Origin of the sequence: Pseudoalteromonas sp. CnMc7-15 (genome assembly GCF_022347925.1) — a bacterium.
In the GTDB taxonomy this organism is placed as follows: domain Bacteria; phylum Pseudomonadota; class Gammaproteobacteria; order Enterobacterales; family Alteromonadaceae; genus Pseudoalteromonas; species Pseudoalteromonas ruthenica.
The window spans coordinates 715,973-736,369 of the sequence record NZ_JAKRFT010000002.1; the positions used below are offsets into that span (position 1 = coordinate 715,973).

The following is a 20,397-nucleotide window of genomic DNA, read 5'->3' on the forward strand; positions in this document are numbered from 1 at the left end:
TCCTGCATTTGTATGTTTAACCTAAGGCTAAAAGCTCAAGTTAAGTTTAGGTCAACAACAAAATGACATTGGAAGCAAATTTATCTGTCGGCACTGTCGCCAAACGTGCTGGGGTCGCCGTATCGGCGCTGCATTTTTACGAGAAAAAAGGACTTATTCGCAGTTGGCGAAACCAAGGAAATCAACGCCGCTACAAACGAGATGTACTAAGGCGCATTGCGGTTATCAAGGCCGCACAAAAAATGGGGATCACCCTAGAGGAGGTAAAAGAAACACTCAGTACCCTGCCCGAAAAACGCACCCCGAATAAAGAAGACTGGGCCAACATGTCACGCCAATGGCAGCGCCAACTCGATGAAAAAATTGCCTACATGCAACGAGTACGCGCCTATGTTGATGGCTGTATTGGATGCGGCTGCCTGTCAATGCAACGCTGTCCTATTTATAACCCTGAAGATAAGCTCGCCAATGTCGATGGTGGAGCCGTGTTATTGGATCACCCTGAGCTGGGAGACTAGCGCCAACAAGGCACAGGCTGTTTATTACAGAGCGCAGACAATCACTCAGTGAGCTATGAGTGGAGCCACTTTGGGCCGCCACAGATGTTAAATTTCTGTGGTTAAATGTATAAATTCACTTGTTTATTGCATAGAGTAACGCCTTACTCTTTCAAATTTGGATATGAACTGGTAGCGTACGCGCCTTTTTTTAACCTCGACAGGTGATATATGAAGTTAGGACCTGGACTACTGGTTGCCGCCGCCTTTATTGGCCCGGGCACCATTACCACCGCCAGCGTAGCCGGTGCAAACTTTGGCTTTGCATTGCTATGGGCCTTGGTGTTTTCAGTGCTGGCAACCATTTTATTGCAATCACTGGCCGCGCGTTTAGGCGTAGTCACCGGCCTAGATTTAGCCCAAGCACTGCGCGCGCACATTGAAACCCCTGTGTTTCGTTGGCTTGCCGCATTTTTGGTGATCAGTGCCATTGGCATTGGCAGTGCCGCCTATGAGGCAGGTAACCTCAGCGGTGCCAGTCTCGGTTTACAAGGGTTATTCCCCTCTGCCTCAGCGCAGCTGTGGACGCCCTTGATTGCTGTTATCAGCGCCGCACTGTTATACAGCGGCAAATATAAGCTGATAGAGGGCGCACTGATCTTTTTAGTGTTGCTGATGAGTTTAGTTTTTTTAGCGACTCTGGTCATCGCTAGACCCGATCTCAGTGCCATGTTTGCAGGTTTTAAGCCTAGCTTCCCTGAAGGATCACTGACCACCGTATTGGCGTTAATTGGCACCACTATCGTACCGTATAACTTATTTCTTCACTCTGGGGTGGTCGCACGGGCCAGCCAAGGTGAGCAGGATAAACAACAAGCCATTCGCAGTAGCAACTGGGATACCGGTTTATCAATTGGTCTTGGGGGGTTGATCACCTTAGCTATCGTGTCCACCGCAAGCGTAGCCTTTTTTGGTCAGGGCAATAGTCAGCTCAGTGCCGCCAACCTGGCCTCGCAATTAACGCCTTTACTGGGTGACAGTGCCCATTACTTTTTTGCACTCGGACTGTTCGCCGCTGGGTTAACCAGCGCCATAACGGCGCCTCTGGCGGGTGCCTACGCGGTGTGTGGCATGCTCGGGTTAAAAGGAGATACCAACAGCCCTCGCTTCAAGCAAGTGGCGTTGGTGATATTAGTGTTTGGTGCTGTTGTGGCCAGTCTTGGTTTAGACCCAGTGGCGGTGATTATTTTCGCGCAAGCCACCAATGCACTGTTATTACCCATTATCTGCATTTACCTGCTGTGGCTAATGAATCAAAATAAGGTCATGGGCAGATTTAAAAACTCACTGCTGATTAATGTGCTGGCGATGCCGCTGCTGATACTGATTATCACGTTGAGCGGATACAAACTACTTACGCTCATATAATGCCTATTAAGTGAGCGCAAGGCGCTTGCCTCTGTGCTCACTTTCCCCTACCATCTCGGCTCATTTTACCAAGGAGTCGGTTATGGCAACATCCCCACCACAGGACAAAAAAATCCCCAAAGTGCTGCAACAAGTCGACAACAAAGAACTACGCAGTACCGGTTTTTGGCTCAACCAAGTATTTTTGGTGCTATCCACCATTTTTGGTGTCTACCTCGCCGCACAAAGCGGTTTAGAGCAGGCAATTAAATTCGATACCTACTCTAAAATGGAAGATAACTACTATCTGCGCACGTCTCTGTACGATGAGTTGCTCGACAATCAACGTAAAATTCAAGCGTATGCCGAGATACTGGCTAAGAGCCCGCCTACATCTGAGCTTGAGTTCAATAAACCCACTTTAGATAAATATGTGTGGCACACCATGCAATACTCACCCACGACTTTGGAAACCCCAAGTGCCATTCTCTCCGCTGCGCGGCGTTTTTATAGTCAAAGTGAGTTTTATATTGAACGCGCGCTAAAGCGCAAGGTGTCAGCGCGTCACGCCAGTGAGAAGCTAGGCAAACTTGCAACCGACCTAGAGCAAAATACGCTCCCCTATTTAAAGCGCAGTGCCCAGGCACTGAAACAAGAATTAGCTGATAACGACGTACAAATTGGCAGTCTCAAGGAGTTAGAGCATGAATAAACGCTGTCCCCATTGTGTTGATGAATACTTAGAAGTGACCGAGTATCAAGGTGAAGAAATTGATGTGTGTTTAGAATGTGGTGGCCTTTGGTTTGAAAAAAATGAAGTCAATCGCATGTTGCGCGAGGTCAACGACGGTCCTGTGGGTGAGAAATATGAACACAATTTTGGTGAGCATTTAGGTATATCTGAGCGTGACTGCCCCGACTGCTCAACATTGATGGAGCGCTACCACTTATTAGAGCACTACCACAGCGAAATCGATGTATGCCGTCATTGCGATGGCAGCTGGATAGAAAAAGAGCAGTTAGAAAGTGTCGAAAATAGCCCACAGCTAAAAACGGCACTTGGCGAGCTCAACCAGAAGGTGTCATGGAAAACCTACTTATTTCAATTTCTAACGCAAATGCCAGTAGAGTACAACATCAAACCACATCGTACCCCGTGGGTAACTCGCGCTTTGGTGGCGTTGAACGTGTTGATATTTGCCGCTTACTTTTTTGTTCCCAGCCATTTTGAGTTTGTACTTGAATATTTCGCCATGCGCCCAGTGGATGTGCTCGCCGGGGAAGAGCCTTGGACCTTGCTCACCTGTGTGTTTTTACACGGCTCTATTATGCACCTAGTAGGCAATATGTACTTTTTATACATCATTGGCGATAACCTCGAAGATGCACTTGGCCACTGGCGCTTCTTAGGCTATTACCTGCTTTGCGGGGTGCTTGCCTCCGTTGCCAGCCTCATGCTCTCAAGTAATGGTGCAATCCCCAGTGTCGGTGCCAGTGGTGCCATTGCTGGTTTATTTGGCATGTATTTAATGTGGTTCCGCTACGCCAGCTTGACCTTTATGTTCATTATTTACCAGAAGAAGCTCTCTGCTATGTGGTTCTTCATTATTTGGCTGGGCATTAACTTATTCGGTTTATTTAGCCTGCCCGATGGTGTTGATTATGGCGCACATATTGGCGGCTTTATCGTCGGTCTACTCATTGGCTATGCGCTTAAAACCAAAGTAATGAGCGACAGACCTATGATTGCACTACTAAATAAGCCAGCCGCCCAGCTTAAACGCTAATACCGGGTTTCATCAGGTGAGTAGCGTGCATATATGCCATGCTGCTCACCATCACCTACCCCTTATTCATGATGGCGGCGCTCGATGGCCTCTAACTCGCTTTGCGGTTCGCTAGGCGCACTTGATTGCATGGGCGCAACTAAATCACACTCAGTAATAGTGTCGGACAGTTTCTTACACTCTTTATTGCTTTTACTCGACGTTGGCTTTTGCAATGCACCGAGGACCGCCGAGTCAATCGCCAAACCAAGTTTAGCGAAGCTAAAGCCGTCATTATCTGTTGGCGTGTAACTGGATTTACCCGGGTCGCCTTGGGTGCTGGCGGTATAGTGCTTTTCTGCGCGCTGCTGCATATTTGGCTGCGCATAGCCATCGACTAAGATGCCCACCACCGTACAACCATTTAAAATACTCAGCGCGGCCAGCGCGATAAATAATTTAAGCATGCTACGTATCCTTTCATGCCTTCGTGTGCTCGTTCCATCACTTTAACGGTAAACATTAACGCAAACTGTAAGAAAATGTACCTATTTATTTTTTGCACCTTGGCGGCGGTGGTTTACGCTTAAAGCTATGCACACATTATATGCTGTAAGCGCCATTGTACTGCTCATGATGCAGTTGTGGTCATCATCAAGCTGGGGCTCACCGGCGCCACTGCGGATCTGCTTTGAAAGGTGGTGGCCCTACAGCTATGTGGACGAATCGATGCAAGCAAAAGGCATTGAAGTGGATTTAATTCGCTATGCACTGTCACACTCAGGCACTGACGTCATCTTTACTGAGCTGCCCTACAAACGCTGTGTTGAAGCCGTTAGCCAAGGTAAGCTTGATTTCACCTTGCACGTGGATGAAACCGATGGCTTGGCAATGCTCGACCAGTCGTTCGTGAACTGGGAGCTGACGTTAGCGGTGGCCATCAATCGCCAAGAGAGTTTTTACGAGCAGGCTGTGCAGCGCTCCCCCATTATTCTCATTGCTGAGGAGTACCCATACCCTGATGAAGTCTATAGTGCACTAAAAGCACTCAATGCTGATATTGTTATTCGCTCCTACTACGAGTCAACAGACGCGCAAGCTAAATCATTTTTCGCAACGCTGAGCGATAGTCGCGTTGATGGTATTGTGGTGGATAGAACCTGGGCTGCAAAAATTATTCACGATTTCGATTTGCCCGTTGCACTTTTACACAACCTGCATATTGAGCCTCAATACATCGGCTACCATCCTAATAACGAAAAAAAGGCGTTGCGCTTGCAACACCTTTTGTCATCTATTCCTGAGAGCGTCAAAAAAGAGATTGAACGCCGCTATCAGCAACCCTAGGCTGGTTTTGTTAGCCTGTTATTGCACAGAAATATTCAAGGTTACACCGGAGTAATTGCTGTAAGCACGAAGACCTACATGCCAAGTGCCAGCTGCTGCGGCCTCTGAACACGACTCGTTATTGCCTGAACGATACGGGCGACAATCATAGCTAGAGGTCGTTGGCTGCGCGCCTTGACGAACATACAAATCGACATCACCGCTGCCACCGGAGGTACTTACATCAACCGTGCTCGCGCCCGCAGGCACATCAACAGTAAAGTATTGCCACTGACCTTGGCTGCCTGAGAGGTTTGACTCAGTGATCTCAATCGGTAAATCGCTGCCACTTTGCTCATAGCTTGCCACTAAGGTTGCGCCACTATAGGCGTTGTAACCATGCACCATAATTGAGTAAGTGCCTGCGCGCGTATCTGTACAGCTCTCGTTATTCCCATTTTCATAAGGGCGGCAATCATAGTTATTCTGCGATGCCGTTGCGCCGTATTTTACATACAAGTCTAAATCACCTGAGCCACCTGAGCTGGTAATGCTGATATTACTGGCACCGGCTGGTACTTCAAAAGTGTATAGCGTTTCACTGCCATTAGCACCGCTGATGCTAATAGGCTGACCATTTTCAAGCTCATTTGGAGGCGGTGGTGGCGTGCCGCCACTGCGGAAATTAGCAATCGTTGGACTGGTAATATTCAAAACACGTGTGTTGTCGCTGCGCGTGGTTGTGCCCATCGCCGTGCCGTTGTAGCTCTTGTTTGGATTTGACCAATAATTGATACGAGTACAACCACTGTTACAGTTATACGCCATCACCGTACGCCATTGCGAGCTTGGGTCTTGGTAGCCGTGACCATAGGCATAAGGCGAATTAGTGGGATCGTTTTCAGGATTGTGACGCGCCGCTTGAAGGTGACCAATTTCATGACCGAAAGAGTAATAGCCGGTAGCACAATCATAATCAACCATGGCAAAAGCACTGCTGGCGCTGGCACCAATGGCATCAGCTTGACCACAATAGCCATTTACATCGTTCACTAATACCACCACATCGGCACCATACTGGTCACGCAAACCGTGCACCTCATCCATGTAGCCGTCGTTGGTCCCGGCCAACCGGTTTAAATCGGTGCCTGAGCTACTCGCTTCGGTGTAGTTGACCTGTGCTTTATGGGCAAGACTGACGGTGGCTTTCACACCTGAATTTTGATAACCCTGATTGGTTTCATTGATAGCAAGGTCTATCAAGGCATCAATGTCGCCAGAGAGCTGAGCAGCCTTGGCAGTGTAAACCACCAGTAGGTCGATTTGCGTATCGGCAACGGCCTGCGGCTGCGCGAAAATACTAGGGCTATTATTGACGCTAACCTGCTTTGCGAGTGGGCCTTCTGGCATAACGTGTCCTGGTTGGTGCTCTGGTGGCATTTGCTCAGGCTTGAGTGTACGCAGTTGATGACCATGAGCGCCAACAGGCTTAAGCTTAAGCACGTCACCGTTGGTTTTAACCGTACCAGAGATGCCTTTTGCAGTTTGCACTAATGTGACCGAGTCACCATTGTCATTTTCACCTTGCCAAATAAGGTTACCGCTGGCGCTAAGGCTAGCGTTTTTGCGGGTAAAGTGTACCTGCGCACCATCAACAGGCAAAGACAAGGAGGCAATATTGCTGGTTAATTGGAACTGCGCGCCACTGAGCTGTGACATATTTGCTTGTGCAGCGTTAACGCTGTTAGCCACTTGCTGCGATGACACTTCAAACAGTGGACCTTGAGCAAATACAGCGGTACTGCTAAGCAGCGCGCTGGCGATAAGGGTGGGTTTAAACATGGGATATCCTAGTTGTTTCTTTTATGGGAAACAGCAAAATAAAACAACATCAATTTGTTTTCAATTATTTTACATTTAAACCACCAAAAATTTGTAAACGCTTGTAAATATGAGATATTAAAGAATCAAAAGCAACAAACAAAAAGAGCTAACTATTAACCCAAGGTTAATAATTGGCAAAAGTGATCTCTTTATTCTTTTTTCTTGAGCTTATCGAGGCTGTGTCTCAAGCTTAAATAAGGCCATGCTCCACCATTAAGGAATGACTATGAAACCTTTGTTTGCAGCGCTCGTGCTGCTATTACCGACTCTCGCGCTTGCGAAGAGCTCATTGTCACCTCAATTGAGTGTTTTCGAACCCTACTTAGGCACTTGGCAGGCACAGTTTCAACCCGCTCCCGCTCAAGAGCAGGTCACAGATGTAAGCCAATGGCAGCGTGCCCTCAATGGCACTGCTATTCGCACTTTACACAGCATCAATGACGGCGATTATGGTGGTGAATCACTGATTTTTTGGGACCAAAGTAGGCAAAAACTGGTGTTTTATTATTTCACTACCGCCTCTTTTTACACTCAAGGCTGGCTTGAAGTGGGCGATGACGGCAGCTTCACCGCTTATGAGGAAGTAACCGGCAGTGCTCAAGGGATCACCCAAGTAAAGTCCACGAGCCAATTCGTGGATGGCAAAATAGTAGTCAGTACACAATACTTACAAAACGAGCAATGGACATCACCGCAAATCCGCACCTACACTCGCTCAGATAAAGCGGTCGTTTTTAAGTAGATTTTCACAAAGAGGTATTCATGTTTCGTAAGCTGCTAAGAGCTTTGTTGCCATCGTTTGTGCCCGCTGAGGTTGACGCTAATTATGCGTTTTTTGATAAAACACCGGAAAATGAGCCCTTACCGATCGCCAATAAAGCCCCTGTTAACGACCAAGCAATACCTTACGAAAACGACTTAGAGGGCGCCTATCTCGATTACTTATTTGGCTGTGATGCTCGACCAATGCAGCAGAGCGACAGCCTCAGTCACTTCATTTACCATCAACTGAGTCTGTTAATGCATGAGCCTGAGCAGTTGCTGTCACATCTACCCGTTATGCCGGCCTCCATCAGTCAGGTGCTCAAAGAGCTGGATAACCCTGATTTCGACGTGCAGCGATTACTCGCTGTGGTAGAGCGGGAGCCTGCGATGGCAGCGGATCTTATCAAGCTAGCGAACAGCCCTCGTTACCGCCGCCGCGAACAAGAAATCACCGAGCTTAAAGCCGCTTTTATGAGTATGGGGGCCAATGGCCTGCTTGAGGGCGTGGTGCAATCTTATATTAAGCGCTTTACGCCGCGCCCGAGTATTTATTACCGCCAGTTTGGCGAAAAAATATGGCAGCACGCGTTGCAAACGGCTGACTTTGCCAAGTTAGCAGCTAGCGATAGCCAAACCGACCCTGGCGCCGCATATTTTACCGCACTGCTTTACAACCTCGGCACCATGATCATTTTTGAGCTTATGATAGAGGCCTTTAATGTTGTTGATCCCGACGTCACTCCTAGCAGCGCAGCCTTTAAACGCCTCATTAGAGAGTACAGTCACGATTTAACCTTAACCTTGGCAAATTATTGGCAGTTGCCGCAACTGATTGTAAAAGGGTTGCACCACAGTAGGTTGGAGCGCAGTCGGGCTCAACTGTCGCCTTTAGCGCAATTGTGTGAGCAAGCGGACATAGCCAGTAAACTGTGTTGCTTACAAAACCAGCAGCAGGCGAGGCAGCTCAGCGACCACCTCACCCACCCTGTACTTAAACAGCGAGTCGACACCCATTTATCGGGTGTTTGAACTGGACAATAAACACTTAGTTGGGCTGCGCTATCATAATCGATTTAACATTAACGAATTCACGCATACCAAAGCCGCCGTGCTCGCGACCATAACCGCTGTCTTTAACGCCGCCAAAAGGCAGGTTAGGCTGTGCTAACGAATAGCCGTTAATGTTGACCATACCGGTATCGAACTCGGTTTTTGCCAGCGCCACGGCTTTTTCTGTGTCCTCACTGAAAATACCTCCACCTAAGCCATAACGTGAGTCGTTAGCCAGTTGCATGGCATGCTCATCGTCATTGGCACGAATGAACGACGCCACCGGGCCAAATAACTCATCATCGTAGGCGGGCATGCCCGATTTAACGTCTTCCAATACGGTGACCGGGTAGAAGAACCCTTCCCCTTGGGGAACATCACCACCGAGAATACACTTTGCACCGGCTTCAATGGATTGCTGCACTTGCTGGTGCAATTGGTCGCGCAAGTCATCTCGCGCCATCGGCCCAAGATCGGTGCTGGACTCTTTTGGGTCGCCCATTTTCAGGTCTTTGGCCGCTTTAACAAAAGCATCGCGAAATTCATCGTACACCGCATCAGCGATAATAAAGCGTTTGGCGGCAACACAGGTTTCACCGTTATTGACCACACGGCCTTGAATACAACACGACACCGCATGCGCAATATCAGCATCGCTGAGCACCACAAATGCGTCGTTACTGCCAAGCTCTAGTACCGACTTTTTCGATACCGACGCGGCCTGCTCCGCCACTTTCTTACCGGTTTCGTCACTGCCCGTAAAGGTTACACCGCGTACTTTATCGTGCGCAATAAGTTTACTGGCGGTAGCGCCATCGATAAGCAGTGATTGATAACAGCCCTCAGGGAACCCTGCTTCAAGAAACAGCGCTTCAATTTTCTTCGACATACCAAACACATTGCTGGCATGCTTCAACACCGTGGTATTGCCCGCCATAATATTCGAGACGCTATAACGGATCACTTGATACAGTGGGAAATTCCAAGGCTGGATCCCTAAGATCACACCTATGGGCTGATAAGTCACCAAGGCGTGCCCATCTTCAAAGAAACGGTGTTCATCTTCTAATTCTTTGGCGCCATGCTTGGCGGTGTAGCGGCAAATTTGCGCGCACAACGCCACTTCTTGTTTACCTTGGTCGGTGACTTTACCCATTTCCTCGGTCATTAAGGTCACCAAAGCGCTCTCATTTTGTTCGATCAGGTCGGCGAGTTTGTTCAGTTTCTCAGCGCGCTCTGAAAAAGACGTTTTGCGCCATTGGCCAAACGCGTCATGGGCAGCATCGACTGCCTGCTCTGCTTGAAACTGTGATAATAAGGTGTACTCAGCTAATGGGTTACCATTACTTGGATTTACGGTTGTTACCGTCTTTGCCATAACCTTCTCCTTTAAATGTAATCGTCGAGCTTATGGGAGCAAAAACAGCACCAACTATTTAAACCTTTAAAAATCAACAAATTAATATGAGACAGTGAAAATAAGTGGCTTTGTACCAGCAAGCACTACACACACTCAGTGAAGATTTTTCAAAAGCGCGCTTGAGCAATGCTGAGCCTATCTTTTGTTGCACTAAAAATAGGGTCAGATAAAATAGCCGAAAAACAAAGGAGTGTAAGATGTTAAAAAAGTCTCTCAATATCGGCCTATTGGCTTTACTAGGCTCACCTTGGATGAGTGCCGCCGCACCCACACCTGATTTCGATGCCGCCTATGACGCCTTTGAGCAAGCACTGCACACTGGTGAGAATGTGCAGCAGCATGCACAAACCGCCTATGAGGTAGGCCTGAGCACCTTTGGTGAAACATCGCCAGCTGTTGCTAAGTTAGCCATTAACTACGCCAACGCGATGGCTCCTTCACCCACTAATGCGCAGCAACGCGCGACCCTTTATAAACAGGCGTTGACGATATTAGAGCAGCAGCCTAACCCAGACCCGTTAAGCCTTATCGACCCGTTAATGGGCATCGCCAAAAGCGCGGATAAGGCACACACCGTTGAAAAGGCCATCGAACGTGCGATAGATATTGCAAAGCAGCAACAAAAACCCAAATTGGTCGCCGATTTAAAAGTAGACGGTGCCGAAATTTACTTTCGCCGCTTGGACTTTGATAAAGGCCGTGCGGCGGTAGTCTACCTCAATGAAGCCGAAGCATACTATCAAGCGCATATCGCCGATGACACGGTAGAAATGATTAATGTCACCATGCTGTTAGGTGCGGTAGACAAAGCCCGAGGGCGTCGACATACAGCCATTGAACGTTTTAACAAAGTGGTCAATATTTTTGATGATAACTTTAGTTTTGACCACCCTGCTGAGCTGCAAGCTCATTCGCAGCTCGTCGCGCTGTATGAGCAAGAAGGTGAATCCGAGCAAGCCACTAAGCATTGTGTTGCCATCGCAAAGATGCGTCCGTGGGCGAAGAATCAAGAGCAAACCCCATTGTATCGCACTCCTCCGCGTTACCCCGCTATCGCCGTGCGCCAACGCCGCGAAGGCTGGGTACAAATGGAGTTCACTGTGAACGAGAGCGGCTTCGTTGAAGATGTCAATGTACTGGACTCCGACGGCAGTGCGGCATTTGAAAGAGCGGCGGTTAATGCCGTAAAAAAATGGCGATACGCACCAAAATTTGAAAATAATCAAGCAGTTAAAGCAAAAACCTCGGTCCAGCTTGATTTCAAAATAGGCTAATCACTCGGCCCTTGGAACATCAGGGCCTCCTACTTTTTACTTAATTTAGAAACAAATGTTAATTTGGTGTTTATTTTTTGTTTGTTCTCTTATAGGGTAATTCCACTGCCTTAATCAAAGGCAATATCGATGGCTTACAGGAGTATAAGCAGTTGTAGAGCCCGTGGAATGATTCAAATGGAGAGAACAATGAAAACACTTATTGCATCAGCCGCTCTACTGATTGGTGGACTATTTAGCGCCCAAGCAAGCGCCGACAGCATGGAATGTTATGTCGATACTCAGGCATACGACCAATTTACACCTAATCGTTGTTTCGCACTGGTTTATGGTGCGACAACAAGCACCGCCGTTTTTCGCGTGGTAGGGAACGGTTCACAAATCGACAGCGTTATTTGGTCTAATGCGGCCTCATCGTGCGGCACCTCGGGCACGTCGTGCTCTTTTGAAATTCGTGCTTTCCGCCCATATAAAGCCGAAGCAACCATTCTTTACAGTAACGGCTCGTGGAGCAAAGTTTCAGCTACGGCGTCATTTGAAGACGGCCGATAGTTAACAGCAACCGCTACGCGGTTGCTGGTACCTAGTTCATTGAATGGACACTTCGTGAATGTGCAAAAGCCGACTCGTTCGGCTTTTTTTTATGGTTCACACAGCAAAAAACGCAGTCAGTTGACACCCGCTGCGTTTATGATGATGTGCTTGAGGTTAGCTGTTTTTTAGCTGTTGCTCTATTAGGTAAGCAGCCACCTCATCCAGGCTTTGCTTTTTTAAGCGCTTAGCAATGTTTTTATCTTGATTATCGGTTGGCTCACCGGCTACAGGCTCGTATGCTCCTGCCTTTAATACCCCGGCACCGACGTCATATTCATCTCGCCAGGTGCACGCAAACGCTTTAGCATTAAGCGCTGTGGCAAGAGCGCCCATGGCTGCTAGCTGCTCATTAGGTTCAGGCATGTTTAAAAAATCATACTGAATTTGCAGGCCTTGAGATATTTTTTCGTACGGCATTGATAACTCTTCACACAATGCAAATAATGGCTGCTCGTGTTCTGGCACCTCGTCCTCAAAATCAGGGCGTGTTTCAAAGTCGATATAAAAACAAAACCGTGCTAAGTCCGCTTCATTAGCGAAGCTTGCAACAACCACTACGACATTTTCCATTAGTCAGCCCCCTCCTTGGCGGCTTTAATATAGGGGGCAAGTAAAGCATGCACTGAATCGGGCAAGTCTGCTTCATTGAATAAACGAGTAAACTCTTGCGCTGTTTCCACAACACATTTCGGATATTTGTCCGGACAATCAGTGAACTTATCAAGATAAGTAAACAGGCTCACTAAATTCCTCTTCATCAGTTTTGACTTAAATTCTGAATGCTTTATATATTTTAGCACACTAATACAATAAGAAAGGCGATACCTATAAATATAGTTTGGGTTTGGAGCAGCCATATATTTATCGAAAAATAACGTCAGCCTATTAATAGCTAGAGCAAATTCTTCACTGCATTCCTCACTAAGCCTCTCCAAATCTTCATGTTTTACACAAGACTTATACCAAGATTCCTCTGCTACCGAATGAGGTAATAATAGCTCGGCTAATAATTGCTCTTTACCTTGAAAAAAACTGGTTTCATTACCATCCGTGGCGCTTTTATGAGCTTCAAAATCATTATCGCAAAGTTCTAATACACGGTTAGCCCCAGTGTCATATTGCATAATGGAACCATCTTGATATTGGACGGTTGACCTAAAGTTATGCAATTCTCTAATAATAGATTCTTTATCTAATGATGGATATAGCCATATAGCAATCATACCCATATAGGATATTTTTCGTTTAATCCCTCCATCGTTATTCACCGTTCTCAGAGGTTCTTTATCTGGCCCGTAAAGGAAATACTCTTTTATTAACTTAATATCTTGCGGCGAATAAAAACCCATTTCCTTTAGTGACTTTTTCACTTCTTTCCACTGTGCTTTACGTGCTTTTAGCCATGTTTTATCGTCTGGGTACCAACTCATAATCTTCCTTGTTTTTTAACTATATTTTTGCGGAAATAACAATGGATCGAGCGTAAGTCATTGACCGAGCAAATATTGCTGGCTGAGAAGAGGTCATTCCATTGAGTGACAGCTCACTTGGCTGTCTTCCCTTTGCATGTTAATACGCGATAAACATATCGCAAAGAGCAATAAAAACAAAGTGCCTGCTCTTATCAAGCGGTGTAGAAAAAATCGCCATCACTTTCTATTAAGTCATAAAACTGTCATTTAACTGCGGCATAATTGTGCGCAAATTATCAATATTAAGCAGGATATGGCGCAGTATCGCTCCCCTCTCGCTGTGTTTGCATTGCGAAGCGAAGGGTTATTATCAGATTTCGAAACTTTGGCTGCCCGGCCAACCACTCTGGGCGGTGTGGGTGTGCCTGTGCAATTGCTGTGTCGATTGCCCAGCAGTGCGCAGCAAGGCGATGCGCTGCAGGCAAGTATCACCTTTGCACAGCAACGTGATGCCCAACTTTTGGCGCATCAGCCATTGCATTACAAAGATATCGACAGCGGTATGGTGGCATTAACCCTCTGCGCGCATAGCACGATGCAAAATGAGTGTGAGTACGAGCATGCACAGTTGCAACTTACGCTGCATGGCCTGCATAACACCGTAAAAGAAAGCGCGCAATACACCGTGCATATTCATCCGCAAGCGCAGTTAAGCTCGCCACAAATGGTGAATTGCACCGGCCTGCGCCAACGCCTCGGCCAGTATTGTCAACGCCTTTGGCGCAGCACGGCGTCAGTCGGGAAAGCTTAATTTACCCATAGAGATTTGCGGCATCCCCTCTATGGCCGCTGCTTTCGCTGGCTGACCGGCAAGGGTTTCATTGGCGAGTAAGGCAAACAACACCGCCTCTTTGGCGTCGGGGTTCATGCCCAGCTGTGTCAGGGAATCTAGCTGCACCTGTTCACCGCTGAAATAGGCAATGCGCGCCATTAGCAATGGGTTGTGCACACCGCCGCCACTGGCATAAACATGCAGTGGGCCGTGGGATTTCGCCAACCGTGCTAACTGCGTTCCTACTTGATAAGCCGCAAACTCACATAAGGTTGCCAGCACATCTTCATGAGCTAGGTGCGTTTCTCCGAGTGCAGCTTGGCACTGTGCTAAATAGGCAAGATTAAACACTTCCGGCCCCGTGGTTTTGGGCATGGCGGCGTGTAAAAAAGGGTGCTGCGAGAGCTTCGCCAAAAGAGGCTCATGCACCTGCCCCTGCCGCGCCAAGGTGCTATTTTCATCGAATTGTCGTGGCGCAAAGTAGCGCTGCACATAGGCATCGAGCATGGTATTGCCGGGGCCAAGATCAGCACATAGCGTATCGCTCAACTCCCCGGCCTTGGGCAGCAAGGTAATATTGGCAATGCCCCCTAAATTTAACAACACCCGATGCTCATCGGTGCTAGCAAAGTATAGGTAATCGCCATACGCGGCCAAAGGCGCACCTTCACCGCCTGCGGCGATATGCTTTTGGCGAAAATCACTGATAGTCAAAATGCCACTGGTGCAGGCAACATGGCAGCCATCGCCAATTTGTAAGGTGGCATTAGGGTAATCATCCAAACCATGCTGAGCTTTAGGGCAGTGATACACGGTTTGCCCGTGACTGGCAATGGCATCGACCTCATCCGCATTGACCTGCCACTGTGCTAAACACTGCTTGACCAACTGGCCATGCAAGCGTCCCACCCACGCATTTAATAAGGTGAGGTGTTGTAAATCGATATCGCGCTTGGCGAACACTTGACGCAGTCGTTGCGAATACTCCTTCGGGTAGGCACAGGTGGTGAAGTGCTCAACCTCAATTCGGGTATCACGACCCGCACCGCTGACCCGGCACAAGGCCACATCCAACCCATCCATTGATGTGCCACTCATCAGGCCGACAATCGTACGCTGCGGCTTGGCACTGAGCTCATATAGGGCATGAATGTGTGGATGCATAAGGGCTCCATGGAATAATTTATGAAAACAAAATAGCCTGTTTATTATCATCATTCAATCTTTACGCTGCGGATGACATTGCCGCGCGATAGGCGTAAGCTAGGAGTCGGAAATCCTCAAAAACAAGCAGTTAGCCCCTGGGTTAATGATACCCAAGTGCATTTAAGCGGTACTGGGCGTGCATTTGGGTATGCAATTTTTGAGGAATAAACCATGAACCAAGACTCTGTGGAGCGTATAATTGTTATTGGCGGTGGTGCTGGCGGACTCGAGCTGGCAACCGGTCTAGGAAAGTCTCTAGGCAAAAAAGGCCGCGCTGAAATTGTACTCATTGATAGAAATCGCACCCATATATGGAAGCCGCTGCTGCACGAAGTCGCGACGGGCTCTCTTGACGCCAGTTTAGATGGCGTGGTGTACTCCGCCCATGCCGCCAAGCACCATTTTCAATTCCAGCTTGGCACCTTCTGCGGCCTAGACCGCGATAGTAAACACATTACCTTAGCCCCACTTCGCGACGAACGCGGTAACGCTATTCTCCCCGAGCGTACTCTCAGCTACGACAAGCTGGTAATTGCCATTGGCAGTGTCAGTAACGATTTTAATACCCCTGGGGCGCAAGAGCATTGCTTCTTTTTAGACTCGGTCAAAGGAGCGGAGCACTTTCAACATACCTTATTGGACAGTTTTACCCGTTTGCAGCAAGGCGAAAGCGATAAAAGTGCGCTTAATGTGGCGATTATCGGCGCTGGCGCAACCGGTGTGGAACTCTCCGCCGAGCTTTACCATGTTACCAATTTGCTCAAAGCCTATGGCCTCAATAAAGTCTCCAAAGAACGTTTAAAAATTCATTTACTGGAAGCAAGCCCACGCATCTTACCGGCTCTGCCAGATAAAATCGCAATCAAAGCCAGCAAAGAGCTGCAAAAAATTGGCGTACAGTTGCACCTTGGACAAATGGTAAAAGGTATCGACGAACACGGTATTGATGTCGGCGATGAACGTTTGGATTGCGATATAAAGGTATGGGCCGCCGGTGTAAAAGCGCCCGATTTCTTACGCGACTTAAATACTTTTGAGCTTAATAATAACAACCAAATTTTGGTTAATCAGTACTTACAGGTGCGCGGCGATGACACGCTTTTTGTGATTGGCGATAGTTGCGCCTTTGAGCAGCCAGATGGCAGTTTTGTGCCGCCGCGAGCACAGTCTGCGCACCAAATGGCCAGCAACGTACTTGCTAATATTAAACGTCAATATAAAGGTCAGGCGCTGCGTCCTTTTCACTATAAAGACCATGGTTCACTGGTCAATTTAGCGCGCTTTAGCGCGGTCGGGAACCTCATGGGTAATTTAAATAGCAATGTGTTTATCGAAGGTAAACTGGCGAGATGGATGTACATGAGCTTGTATCGTATGCACCAACAAGCAGTGCATGGCACATTGAAAATGATGGCTTTATGGGTAAGCGAAAAAATAACGCGGGTGGTACGACCGAAGATGAAGCTACACTAAAGTATCACGTTGTTAGGGGTGCGCGGCGCCAAGCTGGTTTTGCAATAACGCCGTGATAGCCTGTTGCTGCGCTGTGATGGCTTGGTTGAGCTCGCGCATAAAGCCTGTGTTACTCAGCTGATGGCTAATCAGAAAATGAATGGGTTGTGCCGAGACTACCTTGGGGTGCAGCATCAGTTGCGCGCCGCCATACTCGCTCAATAAATGCTTGGCGACCTGCTCATCTTCTATGGTGACATCAGCACGGCCCGCTTTAAGCATTAAGTAACGCTTCACCGGCTCACTCACGGTTTGAATTTGCTGTTGATAACGGCTTTGTTGCACCAGCGTTTCCACTTCTTCACCATAATAAGCGCCTGGCGTGTACACCAGCGTTAGGCCACTTTGCAGCATAGCCTGTAAATCGGCCAAAGCAGATGCTTGCACCCGCTCGCTCACAACCAAACGCACGATTTCTTGCCGATAAGGTGCGCTAAATTGGCCGATGTCTTGGCGATAAGCGGCGAAACTCACCCCACTGAGCAAGTCAATTCGCCCTGCGCGCAGCTCGTTCATAGACCGCCCGGCACTGGGCAAACGCACGTAGTCAAAACAACGGCCCATACTTTCAAGTAATAAAGTGATGATGGCCATGTCTAAGCCGCTGATATGGTCATTCTCAATCGAAATATAAGGCGGCCACTCGCTGTTTACGCCAACTCGAATAGGGTTTGTGCACTGGCCAAACGCGGTGCTAGAGAAAAGTAAAATAATAAGCAGAAATTTGCCCACGCACATCTCTGTGGAAACAACCTTAAGTATCCTTGAGTATGGTGGCGAACATGAAAAAGGGCAACTTTCGTTGCCCTTGGTCTCTCAAGTAGGAATCTTATTTATAGCTGGTTCCACACAGCGGCAACACCAGGCTCTTCACCTTTTGTCCACCACTTAGCTTCAAAACGTGCGCCGTTATAAGACACAACATCACCGGTGTTGTAGATAGACGAGGCACTCCAAACTAGGTCGCCGTTACCGTCTGTGGGTGCTGATACTGGCTCCCAAGGACCACCCAAGTCAGGTTGGTCGCCTTGAGTCCACCATTTAGCACGGTACTCAACACCGCCATAGATCACGGTATCACCACCGGTATACACAGCTTGTGCATCCCAGGTGTCACCCGGTGTGGTGGCGCCTGAATCGGTCACCGTAACAACAAAGCTCTGGCTGCTGCTGGCTTGGCCATCACTGACTGTCACCGTGACGGTATAGCTAGTATCCGCATCCACAGGGTCCGCGCTCAGTGTCGCACTGGCACCGCTGCCAGAAAGCGTTAACCCGGCTGGTACGTCCCAGCTGTAGGTCAAAGCGTCATTGTCAGCATCGCTGGCAACCACGTTAACGGCTAGGCTTGCGCCCTCTTCCATACTGGCATCAGCGATAGCATCAACCACAGGTGCTGTGTTGCTGCCGCTGCCATCCGCTACAACATTAACACTAACCACTTTACTGACCGTGTCTTTGCCATCAGAAACCGAAACAGTCGCACTGTACTGCGTGTCTTGGCTTACTTGCGGCGCATTGATCACTAAGGTCGCTGAGTTTGCACCGCTCACGCTTAGCGCGCTATCAGCCTGCCAGCTAAAGCTGAGAGGGTCATTATCACCGTCAGTGGCTGAGGCAGTAACTGACACTGAGCCACCGCTTTGCACTGTGACACTGCTGTCTACACTGAGCACAGGGCGTTGGTTGGCCGGCGGTACATCACCTAAACCTTCATGCATAGCATTAAGAATATCGCCATTATCGGCATCAATTTCCCATGCGAACAAACCACCGAGGTTATGCTGTTGCACGTATTGACCTTTGGCCATTACTGTTTGCGGGGTGTCTAAAGTGATCAGCTTACCGCTGCTGCGGTTCCACACATAAGCCGCTTGAGCTTGCGCGTCATAACCCGCTTCAAAACCGTTAATACCTTGGAAGTTAGCACCGAGCATATTGGCTTTTACGCCTTTATAATCAATGACTCCATCTTCCCATACACCTTGTGCTGTGGTGCCTTTAAGCGGTCCATTACCAGATGCGGTCATCGGGTTGCCTGCAGTACTCGCGTTTTCAGGATACACGCCTTCCCAACCACGACCATACATAGCCACACCCGCCACTATTTTTTGCGAGGGCACGTTTTGCGCTAGCAACAGCTGAATGGCGTTATCCATGGTGTAAGCCGGGCCTTTATAAGGCTGGCCGTTTTCATCAGTGCCGGAGCCGTCACATTGACCCGGGCGGAAGTGTTCGCCACAATAAACGGCTGTTTGGTGTCCGGTCACATTGCTCCAAGCCCCATAGAAGTCATAGGTCATGGCAAAGATGTAATCCATGTACTGCGCTGCGGTAGCATAGTCAACATCTTCAATCTTGTCGTAACCAGCACCGATGGCTGAAGTCAGCTCATACTGGCGGCCTGTTTCCGCTTCCAGCTCATCGAGCATGACGCGTAACTCACGCATCAACGCAATGTAAGTAGCGCCATCGGTGGTTGGGTCGCCAAGGTTCGGGTTAGCACCATCGCCCCCTGGGAATTCCCAATCAATATCAACGCCGTCATAGAACTTCCACGTTTTAAGGAACTCTTTCATCGATGCCACAAAGGTATCGCGGTTGGCTTTATCGGTGAAATAGTAGAACGGATCAGAGAGTGTCCATCCCCCCACTGAAGGCACGATTTTCAGATCTGGATAACGCTGCTTCAGCGCCATTAACTGTGCATAAGTACCACGAATAGGGTCATCTGCACTGACACCCGGTAGGGCTTTTTGCACTGCCGCCCACGGATCGTGAATAACCACTTCAAAGTCTTGTGAACCCTGACAAGCGGTATCAAGCGCACGCTTTGGCCCGCCAGTCAGTGAGTCATTCGGGCCACAAATCGGAATAAAGCCGTATAAAATGTGGCTAAGGTTTTGTGCTGGCATGTTAGTGACATCATAGTCACGACCATAAATGCCCCACTCTACAAAGTAGGCCCCTGTAACCATGTCTTGCTTTAAGCCATAGTCTTTGTTGTTGGGATCATAATCCATAGGTAACGGTGCTAGGTGCGCGCCGTCGGTATCGGCAATGACGATGGGCTTGCCATCACTGCGCGCACACACGGTGCCTTCACACAATTCAACATACAAGGTATGACGGCCAGCCTTGTCATACGGGAAAGTGATCACGCCACTTTTAGTGCCCGCAGGCAGTGCGCCAGAGTTCACAACTTGGTCATCAAAATACACTTTATAGTTGTCACCGCCATCACCACTCCAGGCATTCCACTCGATGTTGATGTTGACTTGGTCTTGGCGACGTACCAAAGATTTATAGCCACCTGTGCCTTCTAAATCTACTTCAACAAAGGAGTACTCTTGTGGCTCCCAGTTTAAGCTCGGTGTCGAAGGCGCGGCAACGGCGACACCCGATGCCATGGCCAGCGTAATCGCTGCGGTTAATTGAGTTAATTTCATATC

Annotated in this window: 19 protein-coding genes; 11 read left to right on the top strand and 8 right to left on the bottom strand. The window is 48.4% G+C overall.

Going from position 1 to position 20,397, the window contains the following annotated elements:
• Positions 1 to 62 precede the first annotated feature (62 nt).
• The 4 genes from soxR (at position 63) to MHM95_RS07015 (ending at position 3,691) form a co-directional block, all read left to right on the top strand.
• Positions 63 to 518, top strand: coding sequence for a redox-sensitive transcriptional activator SoxR (soxR, locus tag MHM95_RS07000; RefSeq protein WP_022945041.1), 456 nt, complete (start codon positions 63 to 65; stop codon positions 516 to 518).
• Positions 519 to 728: 210 nt separating this feature from the next.
• Positions 729 to 1,925 (top strand): Nramp family divalent metal transporter, encoded by a 1,197-nt coding sequence (locus MHM95_RS07005; protein ID WP_239384818.1) that lies wholly within the window; start codon positions 729 to 731, stop codon positions 1,923 to 1,925.
• A gap of 82 nt (positions 1,926 to 2,007) precedes the next feature.
• On the top strand, positions 2,008 to 2,616 hold the full coding sequence (locus tag MHM95_RS07010) for a hypothetical protein (RefSeq protein WP_235418636.1): 609 nt from the start codon (positions 2,008 to 2,010) through the stop codon (positions 2,614 to 2,616).
• Complete coding sequence (locus MHM95_RS07015; protein ID WP_239384819.1) at positions 2,609 to 3,691, top strand: rhomboid family intramembrane serine protease; 1,083 nt, start codon at positions 2,609 to 2,611, stop codon at positions 3,689 to 3,691. Before MHM95_RS07010 ends, MHM95_RS07015 begins: the two co-directional genes overlap by 8 nt.
• 62 nt (positions 3,692 to 3,753) lie before the next feature.
• Here MHM95_RS07015 and MHM95_RS07020 read toward each other — a convergent pair whose 3' ends face one another.
• Positions 3,754 to 4,137, bottom strand: coding sequence for a hypothetical protein (locus MHM95_RS07020; protein WP_239384820.1), 384 nt, complete (start codon positions 4,135 to 4,137; stop codon positions 3,754 to 3,756).
• 127 nt (positions 4,138 to 4,264) lie between these two features.
• On the opposite strand from MHM95_RS07020, the gene MHM95_RS07025 reads away from it, so the two are divergent.
• Positions 4,265 to 5,017, top strand: a complete 753-nt coding sequence (locus tag MHM95_RS07025; RefSeq protein WP_239384821.1) for a transporter substrate-binding domain-containing protein — start codon at positions 4,265 to 4,267, stop codon at positions 5,015 to 5,017.
• Between the two features lie 18 nt (positions 5,018 to 5,035).
• Here the strand turns inward: MHM95_RS07025 and MHM95_RS18800 are convergent, their stop codons facing one another.
• Positions 5,036 to 6,838 carry a pre-peptidase C-terminal domain-containing protein gene (locus tag MHM95_RS18800; protein ID WP_275441898.1) on the bottom strand — a complete coding sequence of 601 codons (1,803 nt, stop codon included), beginning with the start codon at positions 6,836 to 6,838 and terminating at the stop codon, positions 5,036 to 5,038.
• A 262-nt stretch (positions 6,839 to 7,100) separates the two neighbouring features.
• Between MHM95_RS18800 and MHM95_RS07040 the strand changes: the two genes are divergently transcribed.
• The gene (locus MHM95_RS07040) at positions 7,101 to 7,622 is read left to right on the top strand and encodes a hypothetical protein (RefSeq protein WP_239384822.1); all 522 of its coding nucleotides are present in this window, start codon (positions 7,101 to 7,103) and stop codon (positions 7,620 to 7,622) included.
• Between the two features lie 20 nt (positions 7,623 to 7,642).
• Positions 7,643 to 8,674: an HDOD domain-containing protein gene (locus tag MHM95_RS07045; protein WP_239384823.1), complete on the top strand. Its 1,032-nt coding sequence runs from the start codon at positions 7,643 to 7,645 to the stop codon at positions 8,672 to 8,674.
• 16 nt (positions 8,675 to 8,690) lie between these two features.
• Here the strand turns inward: MHM95_RS07045 and MHM95_RS07050 are convergent, their stop codons facing one another.
• Positions 8,691 to 10,073, bottom strand: a complete 1,383-nt coding sequence (locus MHM95_RS07050; RefSeq protein WP_239384824.1) for an NAD-dependent succinate-semialdehyde dehydrogenase — start codon at positions 10,071 to 10,073, stop codon at positions 8,691 to 8,693.
• Between the two features lie 239 nt (positions 10,074 to 10,312).
• Between MHM95_RS07050 and MHM95_RS07055 the strand changes: the two genes are divergently transcribed.
• A complete protein-coding gene (locus tag MHM95_RS07055) occupies positions 10,313 to 11,389 on the top strand; it encodes a TonB family protein (RefSeq protein ID WP_239384825.1) in 1,077 nt (358 codons plus the stop codon).
• Between the two features lie 189 nt (positions 11,390 to 11,578).
• The gene (locus MHM95_RS07060; RefSeq protein WP_138509240.1) at positions 11,579 to 11,941 is read left to right on the top strand and encodes a hypothetical protein; all 363 of its coding nucleotides are present in this window, start codon (positions 11,579 to 11,581) and stop codon (positions 11,939 to 11,941) included.
• Between the two features lie 156 nt (positions 11,942 to 12,097).
• On the opposite strand, the gene MHM95_RS07065 is transcribed toward MHM95_RS07060, so the two are convergent.
• Positions 12,098 to 12,553: a hypothetical protein gene (locus tag MHM95_RS07065; protein WP_239384826.1), complete on the bottom strand. Its 456-nt coding sequence runs from the start codon at positions 12,551 to 12,553 to the stop codon at positions 12,098 to 12,100.
• Positions 12,553 to 13,413: a hypothetical protein gene (locus tag MHM95_RS07070; RefSeq protein WP_239384827.1), complete on the bottom strand. Its 861-nt coding sequence runs from the start codon at positions 13,411 to 13,413 to the stop codon at positions 12,553 to 12,555. The genes MHM95_RS07065 and MHM95_RS07070 overlap by 1 nt, the downstream gene beginning before the upstream one ends.
• A gap of 295 nt (positions 13,414 to 13,708) precedes the next feature.
• Here MHM95_RS07070 and MHM95_RS07075 point away from each other — a divergent pair, with 295 nt between their 5' ends.
• Complete coding sequence (locus MHM95_RS07075) at positions 13,709 to 14,206, top strand: hypothetical protein (RefSeq protein ID WP_239384828.1); 498 nt, start codon at positions 13,709 to 13,711, stop codon at positions 14,204 to 14,206.
• On the opposite strand, the gene MHM95_RS07080 is transcribed toward MHM95_RS07075, so the two are convergent.
• A complete protein-coding gene (locus MHM95_RS07080) occupies positions 14,189 to 15,391 on the bottom strand; it encodes an anhydro-N-acetylmuramic acid kinase (RefSeq protein WP_239384829.1) in 1,203 nt (400 codons plus the stop codon). The genes MHM95_RS07075 and MHM95_RS07080 overlap by 18 nt on opposite strands.
• A 213-nt stretch (positions 15,392 to 15,604) precedes the next feature.
• Here MHM95_RS07080 and MHM95_RS07085 point away from each other — a divergent pair, with 213 nt between their 5' ends.
• A complete protein-coding gene (locus MHM95_RS07085; protein WP_239384831.1) occupies positions 15,605 to 16,906 on the top strand; it encodes an NAD(P)/FAD-dependent oxidoreductase in 1,302 nt (433 codons plus the stop codon).
• Between the two features lie 12 nt (positions 16,907 to 16,918).
• Here MHM95_RS07085 and MHM95_RS07090 read toward each other — a convergent pair whose 3' ends face one another.
• Both MHM95_RS07090 and MHM95_RS07095 read right to left on the bottom strand, forming a co-directional pair.
• Positions 16,919 to 17,677 (bottom strand): transporter substrate-binding domain-containing protein, encoded by a 759-nt coding sequence (locus MHM95_RS07090; RefSeq protein ID WP_197275931.1) that lies wholly within the window; start codon positions 17,675 to 17,677, stop codon positions 16,919 to 16,921.
• 101 nt (positions 17,678 to 17,778) lie between these two features.
• Entirely contained in the window at positions 17,779 to 20,394 is a 2,616-nt protein-coding gene (locus tag MHM95_RS07095) for a glycosyl hydrolase family 18 protein (protein ID WP_239384832.1), read from the bottom strand.
• Between the last annotated feature and the right edge of the window lie 3 nt (positions 20,395 to 20,397).